Source organism: Pseudomonas putida (assembly GCF_028682635.1).
Lineage (GTDB): Bacteria > Pseudomonadota > Gammaproteobacteria > Pseudomonadales > Pseudomonadaceae > Aquipseudomonas > Aquipseudomonas putida_AE.
This window is the reverse complement of sequence record NZ_JANHLK010000055.1, coordinates 1-11,172: the sequence shown is the minus strand read 5'-3', so window position 1 is coordinate 11,172 and position 11,172 is coordinate 1. Positions and strand designations below refer to the sequence as shown.

Genomic DNA, 11,172 nt, shown 5'->3' with positions numbered 1-11,172 from the left:
GAGAAAATCAGGAAAGATCCCACAAGCCGTGCAGAAAAAGCCGACGAAAATGGAGAAAGGACAAACACCAATTCGTGCTTGGTTCGTAAAAAAAATCAATAAAATAGACATTAGTAACTTATCGCCCTTCCATCATCTTCTCGCCACCAACGCATTACTCATCGAAGTCAGATAATTGGATACGGTAAGGGGGCTTACTCGGGATCGGGCTTGTTCGCCGGTGTCCGAGCGGGCGGGGAGCGAGGGCTGAGGCTTAGTGTTTGAGGCCTGTGGGGTGTGGGTGGCTTGCGAGGGTGGTAGCTGATTCAGCATTGATGTTGGCTGGGCTGGCGTTTTCGCGAGCAGGCTCGCTTGTATGTTTAGACTTGAAGGGGTGGGTGGGTTTGGGGGCAGCTTCAGCATTTGCGGTGGTCGGGCTGGCGCTATCGCCAGCAGGCTGGCTCCCACAGGGGTTTTGTGTGGTGGCCGGGATTTGGGACTGGCCTCGAGTTTTTCGGGGCTTTTTAGTATTTGGACCTGGGAATGCCTTCGGTTTACAACGAAAAAAATGGACAGCTCGCTCAATCCGCCCGACTCAGCGAAGTCCAAAGCAACTGCGCCGCATACCCCCGATACGGCCGCCACCCCTCAGCCCGCAACAGCAAATCCCGAGCCGTCACCGCCCCACCCTCCAATGCCGCCAGCGCATTGATCAACCCCACATCCCCATTCGGCAAACCATCCATCTCCCGCAATTGCCGCAGAGCGATGTACTGCGCCGTCCAGTCCCCAATGCCATACAACCCCAGCAACCGCTTCACACCACCCTGCCGACCAGGCTCAAACAATAAAGGATCATCAAGCAACGCCTGAGCCACGCCCGACAGCGTCCGGCCTCGGCTTTTCGGCATTCCCAACGTCGCAAGGTCCGCCGCCGCCAACACCGCCGCCTCGGGAAACACATGGGTCAAGCTGCCATGCGCCGAGGTCAGTGGCGCGCCGTACTGCGCCACTAGTTTCCCAGCCAGCTTGATGGCCGCACCCACAGTAATCTGTTGCCCCAACACCGCACGAATCGCCAGTTCCAGGCCATCCCACGTCCCCGGCACGCGCAGCCCCGGATGCTGTGCAATCAGGCCTGCCAGCAGTGGATCGAGCGCCAGGTGCCGTTGCATGGTGATGAGGTCAGCATCCAGATCAAACATCCGCCGCAGCCGGGCGACGATCTCGGGTATGGCACTCGCATCGGGAAAGTCGAGGGTCAGTTCCAGTGAGTCTGCGGTCGCAGGCTTGATCGAGAGTGTGCCGTGAACCCCGTTCAAGCCGATGCTGCGCGAGTAAGTGCCGTCGACCACCTGTTCCATTCCGGCAATCGCCCGCGCCGACAGAAACCCCAGCATGGCCGGCCAGTCATAGGGCGGCTCGAACGCCAGCAGCAACTTCACAGCCGCAGCACCCCGCTGTACAGCCCATATGCCGCCAACCCGGCACCGCAGACGACGCAGGTAAAGATGCCTTTCTCGATGGTGGTGAACAAAGGCTTGCCCTGTTCATGCCTGGCCTTGGCGAACAGGATCACACCCGGCGCGTAGAGCAACGCCGAGAGCAGCAGGTACTTCAAGCCGCCGGCATACAGCAGCCACACCGCGTAGCTCAGGGCGACGCCGCCGATCAGCAGGTCTTTGGTTCGTTCGGCGGAGGTGTGTTCGTAGGTTTCGCCGCGCCCGCTCAACAGCACCGCGTAAGCCGCTGACCACAGGTAGGGCACCAGGATCATCGATGACGCGAGGTAGATCAGGCTGGTGTAGGTGCCGGCGGAGAACAGGGTGATCAGCAAGAACAGCTGGATCATCACGTTGGTCATCCACAGCGCATTGACCGGCACGTGATTGGCGTTTTCCTTGGTCAGGAACGCCGGCATGGTCTTGTCCTTGGCCGTGGCGAAGAGGATTTCGGCGCACAGCAGCGCCCAGGACAGCAAGGCGCCCAGCAGTGAAATCCCCAGGCCGATGCTGATCAGTAACGCGCCCCAGGGGCCGACGATATGCTCCAGCACCGCGGCCAGCGACGGGTTCTGCAAGGTGGCCAGTTCCGGCTGGCTCAGGATGCCCAGCGACAGCACGTTGACCAGCACCAGCAGCGCCAGCACCCCGAGAAACCCGATGACCGTGGCCCGACCCACGTCCGCACGTTTCTCGGCGCGCGCCGAGTAGACGCTGGCGCCCTCGATGCCGATGAACACGAACACTGTGACCAGCATCATGTTGCGTACCTGGTCCATCACGCCGCCGAAACTCGGGTTGCTGCGTCCCCAGATGTCGCGGGTAAAGACGTCCGCTTGAAAAGCTACGGCGGCGATCACGATGAACATGATCAGCGGCACGATCTTCGCCACGGTCGTCAGCAGGTTAATGAAGGCTGCTTCCTTGATCCCGCGCATCACCACGAAGTGCACCGTCCACAGCAGCACCGAGGCACAGGCGATGGCGACCGGGGTGTTGCCTTCGCCGAACACCGGGAAGAAAAAACCCAGGGTGCTGAACAGCAAAACGAAGTAACCGACGTTACCCAGCCAGGCGCTGATCCAGTAGCCCCAGGCCGAAGAAAAGCCCATGTAGTCGCCGAAACCGGCCTTGGCGTAGGCGTACACCCCCGAATCCAGTTCCGGTTTGCGATTGGCCAGGGTCTGGAACACGAAGGCCAAGGTGAGCATGCCGACAGCAGTAATTCCCCAGCCGATCAATATCGCACCGGCGTCGGCCTTGGCCGCCATGTTCTGCGGCAGGGAAAAGATCCCGCCGCCAATCATCGACCCCACCACCAGCGCGATCAGTGCGCTAAGGCGTAGCTTTTGCGTCGATTGCGACATGCCTGTGTCTCCGTTTCCCAGGGGCGGCAGTCGCCGCGAAATCGTCACATATCCTGCGTTTACTGAATGGATGAAGCGTAATGACGTTTATTGGATAACGCCAACGAACATCCCTTCAACTGCGGAATATGACCGAAAAGGGTCCCATATAATTTTTCGCTTTATAAATACTTTTTAGTAAGGAAATTCAGTTCTAACAACCCATGACGAAAATTTGCGGATTGCAAAAAACGAACTAGCTTCATAAGTCGCAGGGAATGCGAAAAAGTTTCAACAAAAAATCAACGAGGCCTCTGGAACAAGCATTACAGGCTGTGGCCTTGTGCGAGCTAATCATTCAGTTATTAACAATGGAATGTAGACCTGTACTGATCTAAGTCAGCCCACCGTTCGGCTGGGGGACTTAGTCTGCTGTCTCACTTCTCCTGCAATGGAGTCACGGAATGTCTGAAGCTCCCGGAAAACTCAAACTCGGCGCGCTGGTTGCATTGGTCGTCGGTTCGATGATTGGTGGCGGGATCTTTTCCCTGCCGCAGAACATGGCGGCCAGTGCCGATGTCGGCGCCATTCTGATTGGCTGGGCGATCACCGCTGTCGGCATGCTCACCCTCGCCTTTGTGTTCCAGACCCTGGCCAACCGCAAACCCGACCTGGACGGCGGGGTCTACGCCTACGCCAAGGCCGGGTTCGGCGACTACATGGGTTTCTCTTCGGCCTGGGGTTACTGGATCAGTGCCTGGCTGGGCAACGTCGGTTACTTCGTGCTGCTGTTCAGCACCCTCGGCTACTTCTTCCCGGTGTTTGGCGAGGGCAATACCGTCGCCGCCGTGATCGGCGCATCCGTGTTGCTGTGGGCCGTGCATTTGCTTGTATTGCGGGGGATCAAGGAAGCGGCGTTCATCAACCTGGTGACCACGGTCGCCAAGATCGTACCGCTGATCCTCTTTGTGCTGATCGCGATTTTCGCCTTCAAGCTGGACATTTTCACCGCCGACATCTGGGGCATGAAGAATCCGGACCTGGGCAGCGTGATGAACCAGGTGCGCAACATGATGCTGGTCACCGTGTGGGTGTTCATCGGCATTGAAGGCGCGAGCATTTTCTCGGCGCGCGCGGAAAAACGCAGCGATGTGGGTAAAGCCACGGTGATCGGCTTTATCACCGTGCTGCTGATCCTGGTGCTGGTGAACGTGCTGTCGCTGGGCATCCTGACCCAGCCGGAACTGGCCAAGCTGCAGAACCCGTCGATGGCCGCCGTGCTGGAACACGTGGTGGGCCAGTGGGGGGCGGTGCTGATCAGCGTCGGCCTGATCATCTCGTTGCTCGGTGCATTGTTGTCCTGGGTGCTGCTGTGCGCGGAGATCATGTTCGCCGCCGCCAAGGACCACACCATGCCGGCGTTCCTGCGCAAGGAAAACGCCAACCAGGTACCGGTCAACGCCCTGTGGCTGACCAACGCCATGGTGCAGATCTTCCTGGTCATCACGCTGTTTTCCGCCAGTACCTACCTGTCGCTGATCTACCTCGCCACCTCGATGATCCTGGTGCCGTACCTGTGGTCGGCGGCGTACGCGCTGTTGTTAGCCGTGCGCGGCGAAACCTACGAAGGCGCGGCGGGTGAGCGCCAGAAGGACCTGATCATTGGCGCCGTGGCACTGATCTACGCGGTCTGGCTGCTGTACGCCGGCGGCGTCAAATACCTGCTGCTCTCCGCCCTGCTCTATGCCCCCGGCGTGATCCTGTTCGCCAAGGCCAAGCTGGAACTGAAGAAACCGGTTTTCACCAACGTCGAGAAGCTGATTTTCGCCCTGGTGGTCGTCGGCGCCCTGGTGGCGGCCTACGGTCTCTACGACGGCTTCCTGACCCTGTAACACGACTGTCTTGCCATCTGGAGGTTCACTGAAATGACCACGGAAAAAGTTAAGTACGGCGTCCATTCCGAAGCCGGCAAACTGCGCAAAGTCATGGTTTGCTCACCCGGCCTGGCCCATCAGCGGCTGACCCCGAACAACTGCGACGAACTGCTGTTCGATGACGTGCTGTGGGTGGCCCAGGCCAAGCGCGACCATTTCGATTTCGTCACCAAGATGCGCGAACGCGGTGTCGATGTGCTGGAAATGCACAATCTGCTGACCGACATCGTCGCCATCCCCGAAGCCCTGGACTGGATTCTTGAGCGCAAGATCACCGCCGACTCGGTGGGCCTGGGCCTGATCAATGAAACGAGTTCGTGGCTGCGCAGCCTGGAGCCGCGACATATCGCCGAGTTCCTGATTGGCGGTGTCTCTGCCGATGATCTGCCGGACAGTTTCGGCGGCAAGACCATCCAGATGTTCCGTGAATTCCTCGGCCACTCCAGCTTCATCCTGCCGCCACTGCCCAACACTCAATTCACCCGCGACACCACCTGCTGGATCTACGGTGGCGTCACGCTCAACCCGATGTACTGGCCGGCGCGTCGCCAGGAAACCCTGCTGACCACCGCCATCTATAAATTCCATCCGCAGTTCACCAACGCCGAATTCGAAATCTGGTACGGCGACCCGGACAAGGACCACGGCAGCTCCACCCTGGAAGGCGGCGACGTGATGCCGATCGGCAACGGCGTGGTGTTGATCGGCATGGGCGAACGCTCATCGCGTCAGGCCATCGGCCAACTGGCGGTCAATCTGTTCAAGAACAAAGCCGTGGAGAAAGTCATCGTCGCCGGCCTGCCGAAATCCCGCGCGGCGATGCACCTGGACACCGTGTTCAGTTTCTGCGACCGCGATGTGGTGACCATCTTCCCGGAAGTGGTGAACCAGATCGTCGCCTTCACCCTGCGCCCCGATGAAAGCAAACCCGGCGGCATCGACATCCGCCGCGAAGAAACCAACTTCCTCGACACCGTGGCCCAGGCCCTCAACCTCAAGGCCCTGCGCGTCGTCGAAACCGGCGGCAACAGTTTCGCCGCCGAACGCGAGCAATGGGACGACGGCAACAACGTGGTGGCCGTGGAACCCGGCGTGGTCATCGGCTACGACCGCAACACCTACACCAACACCCTGCTGCGCAAGGCCGGGGTGGAGGTCATCACCATCAGCGCCGGCGAACTCGGTCGCGGTCGCGGCGGCGGTCACTGCATGACCTGCCCGATCATCCGCGATCCGATCGACTACTAACCCATCAGCCTTGGCCCGCACTGACCCAGTGCGGGCCAACGGGATACCCGACACCTTAGGAGATCCAAAATGGCGTTCAATATCCATAACCGCAATCTGCTGAGCCTGGAACACCACACCCCTCGCGAATTGCGCTACCTGCTCGACCTGTCCCGCGATCTCAAGCGCGCCAAGTACACCGGCACCGAACAGCAACACCTCAAGGGCAACAACATCGCGCTGATCTTCGAAAAAACCTCGACCCGCACCCGCTGTGCGTTCGAAGTCGCGGCCTATGACCAGGGTGCCAACGTTACCTACATCGACCCGAACTCCTCGCAGATCGGCCACAAGGAAAGCATGAAGGACACCGCCCGCGTGCTCGGGCGCATGTACGACGCCATCGAGTACCGTGGCTTCAAGCAGGAAATCGTCGAGGAGCTGGCCAAGTTTGCCGGCGTCCCGGTGTTCAACGGCCTGACCGACGAATATCACCCGACGCAAATGATCGCCGACGTGCTGACCATGCGTGAACACGCCGACAAGCCGATCCACGAGATCAGCTACGCGTACCTTGGCGATGCGCGTAACAACATGGGCAACTCGCTGCTGCTGATCGGCGCCAAGCTGGGCATGGACGTGCGCATCTGCGCGCCGAAAGCCCTGTGGCCTCTGGACGACCTGGTGGCCCGCTGCAAGAAGTACGGCGAAGAAAGCGGTGCGCGCATCACTCTGACCGAAGACCCGAAAGCGGCGGTCAAGGGCGTGGATTTCATCCACACCGACGTCTGGGTGTCCATGGGCGAGCCGGTCGAAGCCTGGGCCGAGCGCATCCAGCAACTGCTGCCGTATCAGGTGAATGCCGAACTGATGAAAGCCACCGGCAACCCGCGCACCAAGTTCATGCACTGCCTGCCGGCGTTCCACAACAGCGACACCAAGGTCGGCAAGCAGATAGCCGAGCAGTACCCGAACCTGAAGAACGGCATCGAAGTGACCGATGACGTGTTCGAGTCGCCGGCCTGCATCGCCTTCGAGCAAGCGGAGAATCGCATGCATACGATCAAGGCGATTCTGGTGTCGACCCTGGCTGACCTTTAACGGCCGACCCGGCTCCCACTGAAGGAACAGGGTCAATGTGGGAGCGGGCTTGCTCGCGAAAGCGGTGTGTCAGTCGACATCATTGTTTTCTGATACACCGCATTCGCGAGCAAGCCCGCTCCCACACTGGCCCGACTCCAACCGGGAGACCGCGTTGCTTGCAAACTCTTTGTTTAGAAGGACATGCACCATGCGTATCGTCGTTGCTCTGGGCGGTAACGCCCTGCTCCGCCGGGGTGAACCCATGACCGCGGACAACCAGCGCGCCAATATCCGGATCGCCACCGAGCAGATCGCCAAGATCCATGCCGGCAACCAACTGGTCATCGCCCACGGCAATGGCCCGCAAGTCGGCCTGCTGTCGCTGCAGGCGGCGGCCTACACCTCGGTGTCGCCTTACCCGCTGGACGTGCTCGGCGCCGAAACCGAAGGCATGATCGGCTACATCATTGAACAGGAACTGGGCAACCTGCTGGACTTCGAAGTGCCCTTCGCCACCCTGCTGACACAGGTCGAAGTCGATGCCAACGACCCGGCCTTCCAGAACCCGACCAAACCCATCGGCCCGGTGTACTCCAAGGCCGAGGCAGAAAAACTCGCCGCTGAAAAAGGCTGGGCGATTGCCCCCGATGGCGACAAATACCGCCGCGTGGTTGCCAGCCCCAAACCCAAGCGCATCTTCGAAATCCGCCCGATCAAGTGGCTGCTGGAAAAAAACAGCATCGTGATCTGCGCCGGCGGTGGCGGCATCCCCACCATGTACACCGCACCCGGCAAACTGGAAGGCGTCGAAGCGGTGATCGACAAAGACCTGTGCTCGGCGCTGCTGGCCGAACAGCTTGAGGCCGATCTGCTGGTGATCGCCACGGACGTAAACGCCGCGTTTGTCGACTTCGGCAAACCGACCCAGAAAAGCATCACCCAGGCGCACCCGGACGAAATGGAAAAACTCGGCTTCGCGGCCGGCTCCATGGGACCGAAAGTGCAGGCAGCCTGCGAATTCGCGCGCCATACTGGAAAGGTCGCGGTGATCGGCTCACTCGCGGATATCGAAGCGATCGTCCAGGGCACCGCCGGCACGCGCATCAGCACGGCAACACCTGGTATTACCTACTCGTAAGGAGAGACGCCCATGGCACAGTTTGAGCCAGGTCACTTGCACATTGAGCGTCATGCGCTGACACCGGACGATGTCAGCTACAACGTGCACCTCGACTATGAAGTCAGCAAGAATGACAAAGGTGAAAAAGGCATCCAGTTCACCATGCATGGCAGCCTTCAGGGCAAGGACATGACAGAGACCTTTTTCCTGCCCAAGGAGGAGGCCTACAACTTCGCCCGGGATGTGACGAGAATTGCCGAGAAGTACGGAATTCCGAAATCACACAGCCAGATCGGCTCGGTGCACAAGCATTACGATCTGATGTTTGAAGACATCCGTGAGCAGTTGAATATGAAATCCGGCGACCCGGTGAACCCCGAGCACTTCGAATAACCCACGTACCCTTGTGGGAGCGGGCTTGCTCGCGAAGGCGGTGTGTCAGTCACAATCAATGTCGAATGTCAGACCGCTTTCGCGAGCGAGCCCGCTCCCACAGGGATCATCGCTGACCTGAAGTCCTGCGCCGGATTTCACCTTACCCCCTGCTCCAAGGCATACTTGCCACCCTCCGCACGCCAGAACCCAAAACCGCCCCATGCGTATCCACGTCAGCTTCATCGATCGAGTCGGCATCACCCAGGAAGTCCTGGCCCTGCTCGGTGGACGCAATCTCAATCTGGATGCGGTGGAAATGGTCCCGCCCAACGTCTACATCGACGCCCCGACCCTGAGCCCGCAAGTGCTCGAGGAACTGCGCGATGCGCTGCTGAGCGTGCGTGGCGTGCAGGCGATGACCGTGGTCGACATTCTTCCCGGACAGCGTCGGCACTTGCAGCTCGATGCACTGCTTGCGGCGATGACCGACCCGGTGCTGGCGCTGGACAGTGCCGGCAAGGTGTTGCTGGCCAACCCGGCGTTGATTGCCCTGTACGGCCGCGAGCCGGCCGGTGAAAGTGTCGCCGAGCTGTTTGCCGACCCGGCGCTGCTCGATGCCTTGCTTGAGCACGGGTTTCGCCTGCCGTTGCGGGAAATCACCCTCAACGGCCAGACGCTGTTGCTGGACGCCACGCCCATCACTGACGCTGGCGCCCTGTTGACCCTGTATCAACCGAACCGCATCGGCGAACGCCTCTCGGCATTGCACCACGATCACGCCGAAGGTTTCGATGCGCTGCTGGGCGAGTCGCCGGTGATTCGCACGCTCAAGGTGCGCGCGCAACGGGTGGCGGCCCTCGATGCGCCCCTGTTGATCCAGGGCGAAACCGGCACCGGCAAGGAGCTGGTGGCCCGGGCTTGCCACGCTATCAGTGCACGGCACAGTTCACCGTTCCTGGCATTGAATTGCGCGGCATTGCCGGAGAACCTCGCCGAAAGCGAACTGTTCGGCTACGCCCCCGGCGCCTTCACCGGCGCGCAACGGGGCGGCAAGCCGGGGCTGATGGAACTGGCCAACCAGGGCACGGTGTTTCTCGATGAGATCGGCGAGATGTCGCCGTACTTGCAGGCCAAGTTGCTGCGTTTCCTCAACGATGGCAGCTTCCGTCGGGTCGGCGGCGATCGGGAGGTCAAGGTCAATGTGCGGATCCTCAGCGCGACGCACCGCGACCTGGAAAAAATGGTCAGCGAAGGTTTGTTCCGCGAAGACCTGTTTTACCGCCTCAACGTGCTCAATGTCGAAGTCCCGCCCCTGCGCGAACGCGGACAGGACATCCTGCTGTTGGCCCGCTATTTCATGCAGCAGGCCTGTGCACAGATCCAGCGCCCGGTCTGCCGCCTGGCGCCGGGCACTTACCCGGCGTTGCTCGGCAACCGCTGGCCGGGCAACGTGCGGCAACTGCAAAACGTGATCTTCCGTGCCGCGGCCATTTGCGAAAGCAGCCTGGTGGACATTGGCGACCTCGATATCGCCGGCACCTCGGTGGCGCGCCAGAGCGACCACGAAGTCGACAGCCTGGAACAGGCCATGGATGAGTTCGAGAAGACCCTGCTGGAAAAGCTTTACGTCAGCTATCCCTCGACGCGGCAACTGGCCAATCGGCTGCAGACATCGCACACCGCCATCGCCCATCGACTGCGCAAGTACGGCATTCCCAATAAGCCGTAATCCTCGGACCTGAAATAGCTCTCCCTGCCAATACAAACCTATGTGGGAGCCAGCCTGCTGGCGATAGCGGTCTTACAGACAACGGTGATGTTGAATGTGAGGGCCATATCGCCAGCAGGCTGGCTCCCACAGGTTTTGAGTCCGGCATGGAATCTTCTCTCTAAAAGCGACCTCCACCTGTACTGAAAGCGCTACAGCGGAACGATATCGCTACACTCCTCTGCGACCAGCCCTGCGCAAGGCTTTGATCCCCTTCAGCTTTTTTCTTCTGCCGCAGCTGTAGCGATTTCGCTACACCCCACGCATTTGGCTGCACCAGAAAATAATCTAACCTGTTGATTTATAACAATAAAACAAGATTGGCCGCGTTCTTGCTTAGTAACCCTCCATAAATCAGGGCATTGCCCCAGCCTTCAATCGCGTCCACCAGACGAGTCTGGCCCCCTTTAGGAGTTTCCATGAGCGAGTTGCGTTTTACTGAAGATCACGAATGGCTGCGCACCGAAGCTGACGGCAGCGTCACAGTCGGCATCACCGCTTTCGCGCAGAACGCTCTGGGCGACGTGGTTTTCGTACAACTGCCGGAGCTGCAGTCCTACGACAAAGGCGCAGAAGCGGCCACCGTGGAATCGGTAAAAGCCGCCAGCGGCGTGTACATGCCACTGGACGGAGAAGTGCTGGAAGTAAACCCGGCGCTGGACGCCAGCCCTGAGCTGGTCAACGAAGACCCGCTGGGCGAAGGCTGGTTCTTCCGCTTCCAGCCTGCTGACGCTGCGGCTGTCGGCCAACTGCTGGATCAGGACGCCTACGACCGTCTGATCAAAGCCCAAGCCGAAGCCTGAGGGACCCGCCATGACTATTAATCTCAGCACCGCCA

Annotated in this window: 9 protein-coding genes; 7 read left to right on the top strand and 2 right to left on the bottom strand. The window is 60.1% G+C overall.

Features of this window, described 5'->3' with window-relative positions; genetic code table 11:
• Nucleotides 1–560 precede the first annotated feature (560 nt).
• The gene (locus tag NPS56_RS30645; RefSeq protein ID WP_274078121.1) at nt 561–1,424 is read right to left on the bottom strand and encodes a DNA-3-methyladenine glycosylase family protein; all 864 of its coding nucleotides are present in this window, start codon (nt 1,422–1,424) and stop codon (nt 561–563) included.
• Entirely contained in the window at nt 1,421–2,848 is a 1,428-nt protein-coding gene (arcD, locus tag NPS56_RS30640) for an arginine-ornithine antiporter (protein WP_274078120.1), read from the bottom strand. Before arcD (NPS56_RS30640) ends, NPS56_RS30645 begins: the two co-directional genes overlap by 4 nt.
• 443 nt (nt 2,849–3,291) lie before the next feature.
• Between arcD (NPS56_RS30640) and arcD (NPS56_RS30635) the strand changes: the two genes are divergently transcribed.
• The 7 genes from arcD (NPS56_RS30635) to gcvH all read left to right on the top strand — a co-directional run bounded on the left by arcD (NPS56_RS30635) (nt 3,292) and on the right by gcvH (nt 11,137).
• Nucleotides 3,292–4,719 carry an arginine-ornithine antiporter gene (gene arcD, locus NPS56_RS30635; protein WP_274078119.1) on the top strand — a complete coding sequence of 476 codons (1,428 nt, stop codon included), beginning with the start codon at nt 3,292–3,294 and terminating at the stop codon, nt 4,717–4,719.
• A 33-nt stretch (nt 4,720–4,752) separates the two neighbouring features.
• The gene (gene arcA / locus NPS56_RS30630; protein ID WP_274078118.1) at nt 4,753–6,009 is read left to right on the top strand and encodes an arginine deiminase; all 1,257 of its coding nucleotides are present in this window, start codon (nt 4,753–4,755) and stop codon (nt 6,007–6,009) included.
• 69 nt (nt 6,010–6,078) lie between these two features.
• Nucleotides 6,079–7,089: an ornithine carbamoyltransferase gene (locus NPS56_RS30625; protein WP_274078117.1), complete on the top strand. Its 1,011-nt coding sequence runs from the start codon at nt 6,079–6,081 to the stop codon at nt 7,087–7,089.
• 190 nt (nt 7,090–7,279) lie between these two features.
• A complete protein-coding gene (gene arcC, locus NPS56_RS30620) occupies nt 7,280–8,209 on the top strand; it encodes a carbamate kinase (protein WP_274078116.1) in 930 nt (309 codons plus the stop codon).
• A gap of 12 nt (nt 8,210–8,221) precedes the next feature.
• A complete protein-coding gene (locus NPS56_RS30615; protein WP_274078115.1) occupies nt 8,222–8,584 on the top strand; it encodes a DUF5064 family protein in 363 nt (120 codons plus the stop codon).
• A 202-nt stretch (nt 8,585–8,786) separates the two neighbouring features.
• The gene (locus NPS56_RS30610; protein ID WP_274078114.1) at nt 8,787–10,295 is read left to right on the top strand and encodes a sigma-54-dependent transcriptional regulator; all 1,509 of its coding nucleotides are present in this window, start codon (nt 8,787–8,789) and stop codon (nt 10,293–10,295) included.
• A gap of 458 nt (nt 10,296–10,753) precedes the next feature.
• Entirely contained in the window at nt 10,754–11,137 is a 384-nt protein-coding gene (gcvH, locus tag NPS56_RS30605; protein ID WP_180204325.1) for a glycine cleavage system protein GcvH, read from the top strand.
• The last annotated feature ends 35 nt before the right edge of the window (nt 11,138–11,172 follow it).